This is a genomic window from Acinetobacter sp. YH12094, from assembly GCF_013419295.1.
Lineage (GTDB): Bacteria > Pseudomonadota > Gammaproteobacteria > Pseudomonadales > Moraxellaceae > Acinetobacter > Acinetobacter amyesii.
Genome location: NZ_VPAK01000002.1, coordinates 16218 through 31362 on the forward strand (window position 1 = coordinate 16218; position 15145 = coordinate 31362).

Consider the following 15145-nt stretch of genomic DNA (forward strand, 5'->3'; position numbering starts at 1 on the left):
ATTTAGTGACCTATCTCAGTGATCTAATATAATTCACAAAAAATGATAACGAGTAACTAATATTTTTATGTGATATGGACTAGCATTTTTCAAGCAATAAGTTGTTAAACATGAGTAAACATGTATATACAATTAATTTGTTTATAAAATAACCTGAGCAAAAAACCAAAAGCAATAGTTAAAAGTACAATAATATAAAAATAAAAATAAAGTATTGAAAAATAATATAAATAAAAATTTAAGAATTTTATATTTTATTAAAAGATAAAATGTTTAAAAATATTTTGAAAAAATAAATCTACCTTAAACAAGGTGTTATACCTTTTTTTAGAAAAATGAGTTTACATTAATAATTTAATTGTATATACAAGTATATATATGTATTTATGTCATAAAATTTAAGGAAGAAATTATGCCTAATAGTTTTAACCCGCCACTTGGGGGTATCAAAATTTTGGATTTGAGTAGAGTATTGGCTGGTCCACACTGTACAGCACTACTCGGGGATATTGGTGCTCATGTCCTAAAAGTCGAGACACCAATGCATGGTGATGATAGTCGTCATCTTGGTCCTTTCAAAAATGGGGAGAGTGTTTACTTTGATTTGATTAATCGGGGTAAAGACAGCTTAGAACTTGATCTAAAAAATGAAAATGATTTACAATTTTTTTATGAACTCGTTGCTCAAAGCGATGTAATTGTTGAGAACTACAGACCAGGCGTAGCTAAACGTCTTAAAGTTGATTTTGATACTGCGAAAGAGATTAATCCTAAAATTATTTACGCAAGTATTTCCGGATTTGGTCAACAAGGACCTTTATCACAGTTTCCTGCTTACGATATTACTGTGCAAGCAATGTCTGGATTAATGAGCGTGACTGGCTTCCCTGAAACTGGACCAACCAGAGTGGGTGAATCTATTGGCGATATATTTGCGGGGACATACGCTGCTTGGGCAATTAGCAGTGCCTTATTTGCAAGAGAGCGTGGTGCTCAGGCTCAACATATTGATGTCGCAATGTTTGACGTTATGCTCAGCATGCAAATGACAGGATTGGCAAATTTCTTTGCTAATAAAAAAGCGCCTACGATTGTAGGTAACCGACACCCTGTATCGACACCTTTTGACACTTATAAAGCTAAAGATGGATTAATGGTCATTGCAGTGGCGAATGATAAATTATTTGCAAAATTATGCAGTGCAATGTCACGAGACGATTTGATCAATAGTGAATTATTTAAAACTGATCCACTACGTACAAAAAATGAGTCGAAACTTAAACAAGAAATGGAAAGTTGGCTTAGTGAATACTCTGTTGATGATGCATGTGAGCTATTACTAAATCAAGGTATTCCAGCGGCACCAGTGTGGAACTTAGAAAGTTCAGTGAATAGTGAGCAGTCGAAAGCGCGTGAACTATTTGTTGCAGTTGAGGGTTCGGATATCCCAATAGTTCCTCAACCTGTATTTTTCAATGGCGTCAAACCACACGCTACCCAGCCGTCACCTAAGTTAGGTGTATCAAACAAAAAATATAGAACCAATTAATATCATAAGGACATGAAAATGAATTTTTCAATGAATGAAACAGAACAAGCCATTGTTGATATTGCGACAGATGTATCTCGTAATGTACTCAAGGAAAATGCGCAAAAATATGATGAGGCTGAAACCTTTTGCGTAGATAGTCTAAAAGCACTTGGTGATCTAGGGTTTATGGGCATCAATTTACCTGAAGAATATGGTGGTTTAGGTATTTCAAGTATTGCAATGAGTCATATCGTAGCCCAGGTGACAGCAGGATGTGCTTCTACAGCCTCAACGTTAACAGCTCATTTTCTTGCGACAGACTCAATTTTAATTGGTGCTAATGAAGCGCAAAAACAAGAATATTTACCACGTTGTGCCGATGGAACCTTACTTGGTGCATTTGGTTTAACAGAGCCTGCCGCAGGTTCGAATCCAGCTGGAATGCTTACAAAAGCTAAAAGAGAAAATAATGGATGGAAAATTAAAGGAACCAAACATTATATTACCAATGCCGCTGAAGCTGATTTTATCGTGCTATACGCCAAAACCAATGAAGAATTAAAGCATAAAGGGATAAGTGCTTTTATTATTCCGAAGGGTACAGAAGGTGTCAGTTTTTCAAATCCTGAAAAAACCATGGGACTTAAAGGCAGCCATATTTATGAGGTTTCATTTGATTGTTGGGTACCAGAGTCAGCGTTGATGGGGCTTGAGGGCAACGGATTTAATACCGCAATGGAAGTATTAGATCGTGGTCGTGTAGAAGTAGCTGCAATGGCCTTAGGTATTAGTCAAGCTGCAATCGAGTATTCTCTACTATGGGTAAAAGAGCGAATGATTGGTGGAAAACCATTGTCGTCATATCAGAATACCCAATGGAAAATTGCTGAAATGCATACGCAATATGAAGCCGCAGAGTTATTAACGTTAAAGGCTGCATATGCACGTGATTTTCGCGAACGATACAGTTTGGAGTCGGCTACTGCAAAACTTTTTGCTTCAGAAGCATGTGCATTCATAACGGACAACGCTTTGCAATTACATGGAGGTTATGGCTTTATCCGAGACTTACCTTTAGAGAGATTTGTAAGGGATGCGCGTATTTTAAGAATATTTGAGGGAACTTCAGAGATTCAAAAACTGATTATTTCACGAGCAGTTATATTGGGCTAATAGTATTTCAGTCTATACATCTATTGTTATTTAAAGAGGCATATATTGCCTCTTTTTTTTGTTTTAATTTTAATTTAAGTAATACAAACAATACCTTAGGTTTAATTTTTAATATTTTTAAAATTAACTATTGCATAAGGCAAAATGATTGGTATATAAATGTATATACAAGTACATACATTCAAGATAATTATTTATAGTCAATAGAAAGGAGTCGATTCAATGACTAATTCAGCAAATGCTACTAAGTTTCGTGATGTCGAAATTCGTGCGCCACGTGGTACAGAACTCAATGCTAAAAGTTGGTTAACGGAAGCACCTTTACGTATGTTAATGAACAATTTAGACCCAGATGTTGCTGAGAATCCAAAAGAATTAGTGGTCTACGGTGGTATTGGTCGTGCCGCACGAAACTGGGAATGCTTTGATAAAATTGTGGAAACACTTAAAGAATTAGAAAATGATGAAACATTGCTTGTTCAATCAGGTAAACCAGTCGGTGTGTTTAAAACGCACAAAAATGCACCTCGTGTTTTAATTGCCAATTCGAATATTGTTCCTCACTGGGCAAATTGGGAACACTTTAATGAATTAGATGCGAAAGGATTGGCGATGTATGGTCAAATGACCGCTGGTTCTTGGATTTATATTGGTAGTCAAGGCATTGTACAGGGAACTTTTGAAACCTTCGTTGAAGCAGGTCGTCAGCATTATAATGGCAGTCTAAAAGGTCGTTGGGTTGTTACAGCAGGTTTAGGTGGTATGGGGGGGGCTCAACCACTTGCTGCAACTTTAGCTGGGGCATGTTCTTTAAATATTGAATGTCAGCAATCACGTATTGATTTCCGTTTACGTACGCGTTATGTAGACGAACAAGCCACTGATCTCGACGATGCTTTGGCTCGTATTGAAAAATACACGGCAGAAGGTAAAGCAATTTCAATTGCACTTTGCGGAAATGCCGCGGAAATTTTACCTGAAATGGTACGCCGTGGTGTTCGTCCAGACATGGTTACAGACCAAACAAGTGCACACGATCCATTGAATGGATATTTACCTGTGGGTTGGTCATGGGATGAATACCGTGAAAAAGCTAAATCACAACCTGCAGATGTAGTGAAAGCCGCTAAACAGTCTATGGCTGAACATGTAAAAGCCATGCTTGCTTTCCAACAACAGGGTGTACCTACATTTGACTATGGTAATAATATTCGTCAAATGGCAAAAGAAGAAGGCGTAGCAAACGCTTTTGATTTCCCAGGCTTTGTTCCCGCTTATGTACGTCCATTGTTCTGTCGTGGTATTGGTCCATTCCGCTGGGTTGCGCTATCGGGCGATGCAGAAGATATTTACCGTACGGATGAAAAAGTAAAAGAACTTATTCCTGATGACGATCATTTACACCATTGGTTAGATATGGCTAAAGAGCGTATTAGCTTCCAAGGTTTACCAGCACGTATTTGTTGGGTAGGTTTAGGTCAGCGCGCAAAACTTGGTTTAGCTTTTAACGAAATGGTGCGTCAAGGTGTGGTAAAAGCACCGATTGTTATCGGTCGAGATCACTTAGATTCAGGCTCTGTAGCTAGCCCTAACCGTGAAACTGAAGCTATGCAGGACGGTTCAGATACAGTGTCAGATTGGCCATTACTGAATGCTCTGTTAAATACTGCTAGTGGTGCAACATGGGTATCATTACATCATGGTGGTGGTGTGGGTATGGGCTTCTCTCAACACTCAGGCGTCGTTATTGTTTGTGATGGTTCAGCAGAAGCAGATGAGCGCATTTTGCGCGTACTCACCAATGATCCGGCGACTGGTGTAATGCGTCATGCAGATGCAGGTTATCAAATTGCGATTGATTGTGCGAAAGAGCAAAACTTAAATCTACCTATGGTTTAAGAACAATTTGAGAGGTTATTCATGCAAGTGAATAACCTCTTTTTAATTTAATTAATCTTTATAAATCAGGATGATTCGAATGAAAACGGTCTGGCAAAATTGTCACATTGCAACAATGGTAGATGCTCAATATTCAATCATTGAAGATGCTGCTATTGTGACTCATCTGGGTAAAATTGAGTGGATCGGATCAGTTGCAGATTTACCTAAAAATTTAAATGCCATCAATGTGGATTTAGATGGATTTTGGGTCACACCGGGCTTAATAGATTGTCATACGCATAGCGTGTTTGGCGGTAATCGTAGTGTCGAATTTGAGCAACGGTTGAAAGGTGTATCCTATGAGATGATTGCTGCACAAGGTGGCGGAATCGCAAGTACAGTAAAAGCTACACGTGAGACTTCAGAAATTCAATTGCGTGAACTGGCGATCAAACGCATAAGAAACTTGCTTAGAGAAGGCGTGACCACATTAGAAATTAAGTCTGGTTATGGATTGGATTTAGAAAATGAAAGAAAAATGCTACGTGTTATACGGCAAATTTCAGCCATTTTGCCTGTTACTATTAAGAGTACATGTTTAGCTGCACATGCTTTACCGAATCAATATAAGAATGATAGTGATACATATATAGAATTTATTTGTGAGACTTTACTTCCTCAACTGATTTCTGAGGGATTGGTTGATGCGGTAGATGCATTTTGTGAACATTTAGCATTTTCACCAGCTCAAGTTGAAAAGGTATTTCAGGTTGCTCAGAAACTAAATATTCCTGTCAAAATTCATGCAGAACAATTATCAGAATTGCACGGTTCAACATTAGCTGCACAATACAAAGCGCTATCCGCAGATCATTTGGAATATTTGACAGAAAGTGATGCCGAAGCAATGGCTAAATCTGGCACTGTAGCTGTGCTATTGCCAGGTGCATTTTATTTTTTGAGAGAAACCAAACACCCCAATATTGCAGCATTGCAAAAGCATAATGTGCGAATTGCCTTATCTACAGATTTAAATCCCGGAACTTCACCAGCTTTGTCACTTCGCTTAATCATGAATATGGGCAGTACATTATTTAGACTGACGCCTGAACAGGCTCTAGCAGGTGTAACTATTCATGCTGCACATGCATTAGGGCTAGGTCAATCTCACGGTAGTCTTGAAGTTGGTAAAGTTGCAGATTTTGTAGCATGGGATATTCAACATCCATCTGAAATTACCTATTGGCTCGGCGGTGATCTTGATAAGCGTACTATCTATCAAGGCCAAGAGCGCAAATTCTAATGTAATAAAGTTTCGAATCATTTTTAAAAATTACAGTTTATTCGAGCATATAAGTTATGGAAAACAACTTTATTTGGACTGGAAGATGTGATGGCAGTGATCCATCACAATTAAGAATTCATCAAATTATGAATCAAAGCAATTGCTTTGACATGGTAGTACCCACCTTTACACTCGTCGGCTTTTGTTCAGATGAGGGGGTTAATCGAAATTTTGGACGTGTGGGTGCTGCTGAAGCTCCTGATTTAATACGAAAGCAATTGGCAAGTTTGCCTATAGTGCATGAAGTTGCTTTGCACGATCGAGGTAATATTTCTTGTCTCGACGGTGATTTAGAACAAGCACAAACACATTTATCTGCTGAGTTAGTGGATCTACTAGAAAGTGGTCATGCGCCGATTGTTTTAGGCGGAGGGCATGAAGTTGCTTATGGCAGTTTTAAAGGTCTTTTTGATTTTGTTCAAAAAAATGAACCTCATAAAACAATCGGGATTATAAATTTTGATGCACATTTTGATTTGCGTAATCACAGTGTTGCAACATCAGGCACGCCGTTTTTACAAGCGGCAAAACTGAGTCAAGAATTTAATCAAAACTTTAATTATTTGTGCTTGGGCGTAGCACGACATTCCAATACCAAAGAGTTATTTTCAACTGCAGATCGATTAAATTGCACATACATTTACGATAACGAATTAAGACAACCTTCTAGTTCACAAGTATTGAGCACAATAAAGAATTTTATAGATCGAGTAGACATTTTATATGTGACAGTCGATTTAGATGTTTTTTCTGCTGCAATTGCACCCGGTGTGAGCGCTCCTGCTGTCAGGGGAATAGATGTAGCGTGTTTCGATGAACTTTTTAGTTTTATCCATTCATCTGGGAAAATTCGATTACTGGATATTGCTGAATGTAATCCACGTTATGACATAGATCAACATACTGCAAAATTAGCAGCTTACATCATTTTTAACTACATTTTTAAATAAGAAATAAATCTTAGGGAGTTATACTCAATGAATGAATTGAGTTATTTAAATGGAAGTTCAGGTGCTTGGCAGACATATTTAGCGCAAGTTGATCGAGTTGCACCTTATTTGGAGCATTTAAAAGATTATATCGATACGTTAAAACGACCAAAACGCGCTTTGATTGTTGATGTGCCGATTGTGATGGATGATGGATCAATTCGTCATTTTGAAGGATTTCGTGTGCAACATAATCTTTCGCGTGGTCCGGGTAAAGGCGGAATTCGTTTTCATCCAGGTGTAGATTTAAATGAAGTTATGGGGCTGTCGGCTTGGATGACGATTAAATCTGCAGTATTAAACTTGCCATTTGGTGGTGCAAAAGGTGGGGTACGCGTCGATCCATCAAGTTTATCTCCTAGAGAATTAGAACGACTTACTCGGCGATATACTAGTGAAATTGGACATATCATTGGACCGCAAAAAGATATACCTGCACCAGATGTTGGGACCAATCAGCATGTGATGGGCTGGATTATGGATACTTATTCATCAAGTCAGGGGTATACGGTTACAGGTGTGGTCACAGGTAAACCTGTGCATTTAGGTGGATCTTTAGGTCGAATTAAAGCAACAGGTCGTGGGGTATATATCTGTGGTGTAGAGGCCGCAAAAAAAATAGGGTTAGAATTAAAAAATTCAAAAGTTTCAATTCAAGGCTATGGCAATGTAGGTAGCGAAGCGGCATTACTTTTTTATATGTCACAAGCTAAGATAGTATCAATACAAGATCATACTGGAACTATTTTTAATGATCAGGGTATTGATATTACTCAATTAAATGAATATGTTAAAAAGTTTGGTGGTGTATCGGGCTTTCAGTATTCTACAGATTTGAGCAATGAAGAGTTCTGGGATGTAGAAACTGATATCGTCATTCCAGCAGCACTTGAAGGTCAAATTACATCAGATCGAGCTAAAAGAATTAAAGCTTCTATTATTTTAGAGGGTGCAAATGGTCCAACTTATCCAGAAGCAGATGACATATTAATTGAACGTGGCAAAATCATTGTTCCTGATGTGATTTGTAATGCTGGTGGTGTAACTGTGAGTTATTTTGAGTGGGTTCAAGATATTTCAAGTTTCTTTTGGTCTGAAGAAGAGATTAACCAAAAACTGGATACTTTGATGATTAATGCGATGAATGAAGTGTGGAACACTGCTACATTAAACCATTGCTCATTGCGTACAGCAGCTTATATTTTGGCTTGTGAACGAATTTTGACAGCAAGAAAAGAGCGAGGGATTTTCCCTGGATAAACTTAATAATTGTTTAGATTTTGAAATAGATTTAGCAAAGTGCATTCATTTATGCACTTTGTATCCTTAATACATCGATTGAAGTTGAATAATAAAATAAGAAAGGGAATCTCTTGAAATTTGAAAATCAATCTGAGATAAATCTTCGTTTTCAACTTTTAATAGTTCATATTCTTTTAAGCAAAAATGGGTCTGATTTACTTTAATAATTAAATCAGATTTGTCTGCATTGAAAATAAAAATTATTTTTAAGTCGCCATTTACACTAATATTCAAGTCTTTTGAATGATAGTTCATGGCCGCATTGAATAGGGTAGGATTATAGATCAAGTTAAAGTCACGAATGGGACCATCTATTAATTCAGAGGCAATGAATGCATCACCTGAAAAATGATAAATTTCATTCTTCTTTAAATTGACTTTATCTTGAGTCAACTGGTTATCTAAAATAAATCCTTTACCTTCTAATAAGCTAATTAATCTATACTTATTTTCAAATTTGGAAAAAACGCTATTTTGATTTACATCCGCAATGGATATACGCCAATCAAAGTTTTCCAGCGAGGAATGGCTAGACGCCAGTTGTAATGTATAACCTTGTTTATTTTTCCAAGGCATCCGCAGATATTCAGAAGTGTTGAAGACTTTTATCTTCATGAAGTGAATTTTCCTTCAAGTTGATAACGACTACCTGGATAGATCAATCGAGCACTTGAAATAACATTATTTTTCGCCCAAGTTCGGCGTTGAATAAATAAACAAGGTTCAGTTTTAGTGATTTTTAACCATTTGCATTCTTGAGCTGATGCTAAGATAGCTTTAACGGTATGTTCACCTTCAGTCATTGGAGCAAGTGACATAAGATAAGCATTTGGTGTAAGTTCAGTAAAATCTTGCTCAAGATAATCTGGAATAATTGCTGCGTTTACCAAGCGTTCTTCAATTTGCACAGGAATTTCATTTTCATAATGAACAATAATGGAGTGAAATAGTGTTTCGCCTTCACGTATTTGCATAGTCTGTGCTTGAGTGAAATCGGCTTTTAAACTTTCCAATACTAGAACTTGGGCGCGATGTTTATGTTTACGCGCTTTTATTTCATCAGCAATGTTATTAATTTCAAAAAGTGCAGTATGACGTTTTTCTTCGGCTACAAAAGAACCAATTCCTTGTACACGAACTAAAATACCTTCAGCCGTTAATTCTCTTAGGGCTCGATTTACAGTCATTCGGCTACAGCCAAGTAACTTTACCAGTTCACTTTCCGAAGGAATTTTTGTGTTTACCGTCCAGGTCCCATTGCTAATATTGTTGTTAATTAATTGTTTAACTTGCATATAAATGGGGATTGGAGAATTTTCATCAAATGTCAAATCAGCATTTTTATTATTTTGATTAATTTGAACCATTATTCACTCGGGTAATTAAGACTAATTGTACAATTTTACTTTTAATTTTTTAACTTGTATATACATCTGGATATTCTTTTAGTGAAATTAAAAAATTTAAATAAAATATATAGTTAATTAAATATTTAGATTCTCTATATGAATGTTGGTAGAAAATTTGAATCTGATCTCTTAGCGAAATTAAAATTTAAAATGTGAATTGGCTCTAGTTTTTATAGATAATATTTTAACTGTTATGTTGGCATGTGAGAGTGGGAACACGAATTAATATTTAGAATCGCCTAAATTTTGTATGAACGATTCGCCAAGTGTTCAAAATAAGGCAAAATAATTTGCCAATCTGAATTTTTATTTATATGATAGCGGCCATGGAAGCGTGGCAGAGCGGTTTAATGCACCGGTCTTGAAAACCGACGAGGGCGCGAGTCCTCCGTGAGTTCGAATCTCACCGCTTCCGCCATATTCAAAAACCCCAATGTTTTACATTGGGGTTTTTTTATTGCCTAAATTTTTGAATAGTTTTTTTCTACAGGCGAAGTTGATATACAGCATGAATATGACATGCTATTAATTATTCACAATAAACAGAAAACATAATTAATCGATTTAGAAAAGGAATTCATCCATGCAGAAACCAGAGCTTATTCATGAACTGGAATGGCAAGCGCGTTGTCAATTGGCGGCACTGTATCGCTTAGTGGCTTATTATAAAATGACCGACTTAATTGATACTCATATCAGTCTGCGTTTAAGTCATGAACCTGAGCATTTTCTGATTAATCGTTATGGTGTGACCTTTGACAAAATGACGGCTTCTGATTTGGTCAAAATTGATCATGAAGGAAAAATTATTGAAACTTATGATACAGGGAAGATGGTGAATGTTGCGGGCTTTGTGATTCATTCTGCCTTACATCATGCGCGTGCAAATATTAATTGTGTGATTCATACGCATACTGCCGATGGCGTGGCGGTTTCTGCACAGGAACATGGATTATTGCCAATCTCACAACATGCGTTAAAGTTCTATCAGAACATTGCTTATCATGAATATGAGGGCATAGCCTTTTCAACTGAAGAGCGTGAAAGATTGGTACAAGATATGGGCAATTTTCGCTGCATGATTTTACGCAATCACGGCTTGCTTGCGACTGGAGAGAGTGTAGCACGGGCATTTCATGAAATTTACTTTTTAGAACGGGCTTGTCAAATTCAAGTAAAAGCGTTGTCGAGTGATACATTGCATTATCCGAGTCCTAAGGTTTGTGAACATACGTTGCAGCAGTTTGAAAATCCGATGGCCGAGCCAATTATTCAAGCGGCTTGGCAGGCGGCTTTGTCTTTAATTGATGATCAGCAATCAGATTATTGTCGCTAATATAATTTTCAATCATCAAGGTTGTAGATTGAAGGCACTGTGCCTTATGTGCAGAAGAATAGTCATGGCATGAGCAACGCGTTATCATGTTCATAGTGGAATTATGAGATGAACTATGAAAATCGTTGCAGATGAAAATCTGGCATTTACTGAGTATTTTTTTACCGAATTTGGTGAAATAAAGCAAGCGGCAGGTCGAACATTGACCCATGAGGATGTCAAAGAAGCCGATGCATTATTGGTACGATCAGTGACTCAGGTAAATGCAGAATTAATTCAACAGACCGCACTCAAATTTGTCGGTAGTGCTACAATTGGAACAGATCATTTAGATATTACCGCTCTAGAAAAGCAGGGCATTGCTTGGTCAAATGCCGCAGGTTGTAATGCACAAGCGGTTGCCGAATATGTGATTACAGCATTGCTCTACATTAAACCTCAACTGTTGAATGCAAATGAACAATTTACCTTGGGTATCGTTGGTTTAGGTAATGTCGGTTCACGTTTGGCCGTCATGGCAGAATTATTCGGTTGGAATGTCATTGGCTATGATCCATTTGTGCAATCTGATCATGTGAAACAAGTTGAATTTGCAGAACTGTTAAAAAAAGCAGATGCGATTAGTATCCATGTGCCACTAACTAAAGTGGGGGAATATCCAACCTGTCATTTAATTAATGCTGCTGCACTTGCCGCTATGAAGCCTTCAGCGATTTTGATTAATTCCGCGCGTGGGCCAGTGGTCGAAGAAGCTGCCTTAATTGCCGATATTCAACAAACTCAGCGTAAAGTGGTCTTAGATGTTTTTGAACATGAGCCAGAGATTTCAGCAGCGTTGTTGGATTTAATTTACGTGGTGACACCCCATATTGCAGGCTATAGCTTGGAAGGTAAAGCACGTGGCACACAGATGATCTATGAAGCATTCTGTCAAACTTTCAATCAACCGATAAATAAAGCTTTTGAAAGTCAGTTGCCCGTCTGTGAGCAGTATTTTACTGGTGCTGACTTTAAGACGGTATTACAGCGTTATTTAAAAGATATTTATGATATCGCTCGTGATGATGCCAACTTACGTGCTTGCCTAAAAGACGGTAAGGTGGATCAAAAAGCCTTTGATTATTTACGGAAAACCTATCCTTTACGCCGTGAATGGGCTGCACATGGAGGCCCAGCAGCATGAGTCAAATGAACTTTCAACCGAGTTGTGAACTCACTGCACTTCGTGCACGTGCCACGATGTATGCTCAAATTCGCCAGTTTTTTGCTGCACGTGATGTGCTTGAAGTGGAAACACCTGTGCTTTCACAAGCGGGTGTCACCGATGTGCATTTAGCATCGGTACAAGCTCAGCGTCATGTGAATGGTCAAAAGCAAACGCATTATTTGCAAACTTCACCTGAATTTGCCATGAAGCGTCTGTTGGCAAGTGGCAGTGGGCCTATCTACCAAATCTGTAAAGTTTTCCGTGATGATGAACATGGACGTAAACACAACAGTGAATTCACCATGTTGGAATGGTACCGTCCGGGTTTTAGCTTAAAAGACTTGATGTTTGAAGTGACTGACCTATTGAATGAAACTTTGAAACAGCGCTTTGGTGAAATTCGTCCGACTATTTTGAGCTATAAGCATGCCTTTATGGATCGTTTGGATTTGAACCCGTTACAAGCTTCTTTACAAGATCTAAAAGATTGCTGTCGTCGTGTGGGGCTAAGCTTAGATTTGGGTGAAGACCGTTTAGGCTATATCGATTTATTGTTTTCGCATTATGTTGAGCCGAGCCTCGGTTTTGATACGCCAGTGTTCCTTACTGATTTTCCACCGGAAATGGCTTCTTTGGCGAAAACCCGTGTGGACGAAGATGGTGAGTTGGTTGCAGCACGATTTGAGCTGTATATCGAAGGTTTAGAGTTAGCGAATGCTTATGATGAACTGATTGATGCGGATGTTTTACGAAGTCGTTTTGAGGCAGATAATGCAGAGCGCGCTAAACTTGGGTTGCATGTGATGCCGATTGATGAATATTTGCTTGCTGCATTACCGCATATGAGCGAGTGTGCAGGTATAGCCTTAGGTATTGATCGATTGCTAATGGTGGCTATGAATCAGCTAAAGCTTGAAAAAGTCATTAGTTTTCCAGCAGCTGTGTCATAAGTGAACTGAATAGCTGCTGTCTATAAATGCTTATACATTTTAGACAGCAGCATAGCTTTCAAATTTAAAAAGGCCTATCAACGTATAGATTGTGATTTAGCGATAATATGTCTAAATATTTATAAAAGATGCAATTTAATTACAGCAGATTAGCTAAAATTTTATATAAATTATCAATGTCACAATAATAAAAAGAGTAATAAAGGCTATTTCAAGACCTTTATTTCTTTGAATTTTTTTATGATAGAAAACAATGCTGAGTGGGGAAAGAAAAAAGGAGACAATTATCGCCCACAGCCAGTTTAAATTTGGGCTTCTATCAATACTCCCGTCATTCTGTGTAGTCCAGTCTTGATGTGGATGAATAAAATCCACAGCAGCGCTCGCCAATAGAAAAATATTAATATATAACATAACTCCCAAAACTATATAAAAAGGAATAGAGCTTATAAATGAACGCTTAATTATTAAGGAGCCTAGGGCTAACATTCCAAAAAATATCATGATGAGCTGTGGCAAACTTTTTAAAAGGGTTTGGGTAAAGCCCATCCCTACTAGGAGTCCGCAAAAGACAATAGCAATCAATATATTGGAAAGTTGTTTCTTCATTATTTTTATTCTTTTTACCAGTCTTAAATTGGGTTGAGTATCAGTATTTAATTTTCAGAGATGACACTAGATTATTTCAATTTTTCATTTATTTCAAAATACTTCGGCAGGCTTAACAGCAATGATGAAAGTCAATCCTCTCATTTCTGAGAGGATTTATTTTAAGCTGTAGGCGTGTTATGGCCGAGTTCATGCTTGAATTGTCCGATAGCTTCAATTCGTTTCTGAATCAACATTTCACCAATATCAGGGCCTTTCACATCTGAAGGTAAGTCAGAAGCCTTGATATTACGAACCACCTGCATGGCATCTAAAACGTATTGAGCTTGCGGATAGGCACGATCCTCTAAACCTAAGCGACCACGTGAATCACATTCACAGGCTTGTACAAAGGCCTCTACGCGTTCAGGACGGCGTAGCACATCCAGACGTTGTAACAGGCGCCACAAGGTACCCGGTTTTAAACTCAAGGCTTGATGGCATTTTAAATGTTCTTTACACACTGAGATAGCCAATTGTTTGGTATTGGTGGGAACACGCATACGGTCACAGACATCAGTAACTGGTTTTACACCACGCTCTTCATGCATGATATGGCGCGGTAACTCATCTACTGGAGTAAGTGCTTTGCCTAAGTCGTGTACCAGTACAGCAAAACGAACATCCAAAGAATAATTTGCACGACACGCTTGTTGTAGCGACATCATGGTATGAATGCCACAGTCTATTTCAGGATGATATTCAGGACGCTGTGGAATACCGTATAACGCATCAATTTCAGGGAACAAGACTTTTAAAGCGCCACAGGCTCTTAATACCTCAAAATATTCATCTGCGTGGTCTTCCATTAATGCACGAGACGTTTCCTTCCATACACGTTCAGGTGTAAGGGCTTCAAGCTCGCCAGATTTGGCAAGCTCTTGCATCAGTTCCAATGTTTCATCAGCCACTTTAAAACCTAAAGCTTTATAACGTGCCGCAAAACGTGCAATACGCAAAACCCTTAATGGATCTTCGACGAAGGCATCAGACACATGGCGAAGGATGCGTCGCTCTAAATCTTGTTGACCATGGTAGGGATCATAAATCTGACCTGCATCATCCATGGCAATCGCATTGATCGTGAGGTCACGTCGAATGAGATCTTGTTCGAGTGTGACATTGACGTCGGTATAAAATTCAAAGCCATGATACCCATGTCCAGACTTACGTTCTGTACGGGCTAAGGCATATTCGTCTTTGGTCTCTGGATGAAGAAAAACAGGGAAATCTTTACCCACAGGTTGATAACCTTGAGCAAGTAATTGTTCCGGCGTTGCACCGACAACGACATAATCTTTTTCGTGATAGGGGTGCCCGAGCAAGTGATCTCGAACTGCACCGCCTACTAAATAAACTTGCATGAAAAAACCT

General features: G+C 38.1%; 13 protein-coding genes and 1 tRNA gene. 10 read left to right on the top strand and 4 right to left on the bottom strand.

The annotated features are described in order from the left end of the window. Nucleotides 1–412 precede the first annotated feature (412 nt). From FTU34_RS01635 to FTU34_RS01660, 6 genes are all read left to right on the top strand, one after another. Nucleotides 413–1549 (top strand): CaiB/BaiF CoA-transferase family protein, encoded by a 1137-nt coding sequence (locus tag FTU34_RS01635; RefSeq protein WP_180034424.1) that lies wholly within the window; start codon nt 413–415, stop codon nt 1547–1549. A gap of 18 nt (nt 1550–1567) precedes the next feature. After that, nucleotides 1568–2704, top strand: a complete 1137-nt coding sequence (locus FTU34_RS01640; protein WP_180034423.1) for an acyl-CoA dehydrogenase family protein — start codon at nt 1568–1570, stop codon at nt 2702–2704. Between the two features lie 222 nt (nt 2705–2926). After that, complete coding sequence (gene hutU / locus FTU34_RS01645) at nt 2927–4603, top strand: urocanate hydratase (RefSeq protein ID WP_180034422.1); 1677 nt, start codon at nt 2927–2929, stop codon at nt 4601–4603. Nucleotides 4604–4682: 79 nt separating this feature from the next. Then, a complete protein-coding gene (hutI, locus tag FTU34_RS01650; protein ID WP_180034421.1) occupies nt 4683–5888 on the top strand; it encodes an imidazolonepropionase in 1206 nt (401 codons plus the stop codon). Nucleotides 5889–5944: 56 nt separating this feature from the next. Then, entirely contained in the window at nt 5945–6880 is a 936-nt protein-coding gene (gene hutG, locus FTU34_RS01655; protein ID WP_180034420.1) for a formimidoylglutamase, read from the top strand. Nucleotides 6881–6907: 27 nt separating this feature from the next. Beyond that, nucleotides 6908–8179 (top strand): Glu/Leu/Phe/Val dehydrogenase, encoded by a 1272-nt coding sequence (locus FTU34_RS01660; RefSeq protein WP_180034419.1) that lies wholly within the window; start codon nt 6908–6910, stop codon nt 8177–8179. 66 nt (nt 8180–8245) lie between these two features. On the opposite strand, the gene FTU34_RS01665 is transcribed toward FTU34_RS01660, so the two are convergent. Together FTU34_RS01665 and hutC are read right to left on the bottom strand one after the other, a co-directional pair. Next, nucleotides 8246–8836: a HutD family protein gene (locus FTU34_RS01665; protein WP_180034418.1), complete on the bottom strand. Its 591-nt coding sequence runs from the start codon at nt 8834–8836 to the stop codon at nt 8246–8248. Then, entirely contained in the window at nt 8833–9588 is a 756-nt protein-coding gene (gene hutC / locus FTU34_RS01670; protein WP_180034417.1) for a histidine utilization repressor, read from the bottom strand. The genes FTU34_RS01665 and hutC overlap by 4 nt, the downstream gene beginning before the upstream one ends. A 370-nt stretch (nt 9589–9958) precedes the next feature. On the opposite strand from hutC, the gene FTU34_RS01675 reads away from it, so the two are divergent. The 4 genes from FTU34_RS01675 to epmA all read left to right on the top strand — a co-directional run bounded on the left by FTU34_RS01675 (nt 9959) and on the right by epmA (nt 13123). After that, nucleotides 9959–10048: transfer RNA gene (locus FTU34_RS01675), tRNA-Ser, on the top strand. A gap of 165 nt (nt 10049–10213) precedes the next feature. After that, nucleotides 10214–10966 carry a class II aldolase/adducin family protein gene (locus FTU34_RS01680; protein WP_180034416.1) on the top strand — a complete coding sequence of 251 codons (753 nt, stop codon included), beginning with the start codon at nt 10214–10216 and terminating at the stop codon, nt 10964–10966. 115 nt (nt 10967–11081) lie between these two features. Further along, nucleotides 11082–12149, top strand: a complete 1068-nt coding sequence (locus FTU34_RS01685) for a 4-phosphoerythronate dehydrogenase (RefSeq protein WP_180034415.1) — start codon at nt 11082–11084, stop codon at nt 12147–12149. A gap of 5 nt (nt 12150–12154) precedes the next feature. Beyond that, the gene (gene epmA / locus FTU34_RS01690; RefSeq protein ID WP_373684210.1) at nt 12155–13123 is read left to right on the top strand and encodes an EF-P lysine aminoacylase EpmA; all 969 of its coding nucleotides are present in this window, start codon (nt 12155–12157) and stop codon (nt 13121–13123) included. Between the two features lie 153 nt (nt 13124–13276). Here the strand turns inward: epmA and FTU34_RS01695 are convergent, their stop codons facing one another. Together FTU34_RS01695 and FTU34_RS01700 are read right to left on the bottom strand one after the other, a co-directional pair. Next, nucleotides 13277–13732 carry a hypothetical protein gene (locus FTU34_RS01695; RefSeq protein WP_180034413.1) on the bottom strand — a complete coding sequence of 152 codons (456 nt, stop codon included), beginning with the start codon at nt 13730–13732 and terminating at the stop codon, nt 13277–13279. A 161-nt stretch (nt 13733–13893) separates the two neighbouring features. Continuing rightward, the gene (locus FTU34_RS01700; protein ID WP_180034412.1) at nt 13894–15135 is read right to left on the bottom strand and encodes a multifunctional CCA addition/repair protein; all 1242 of its coding nucleotides are present in this window, start codon (nt 15133–15135) and stop codon (nt 13894–13896) included. Nucleotides 15136–15145 lie beyond the last annotated feature (10 nt).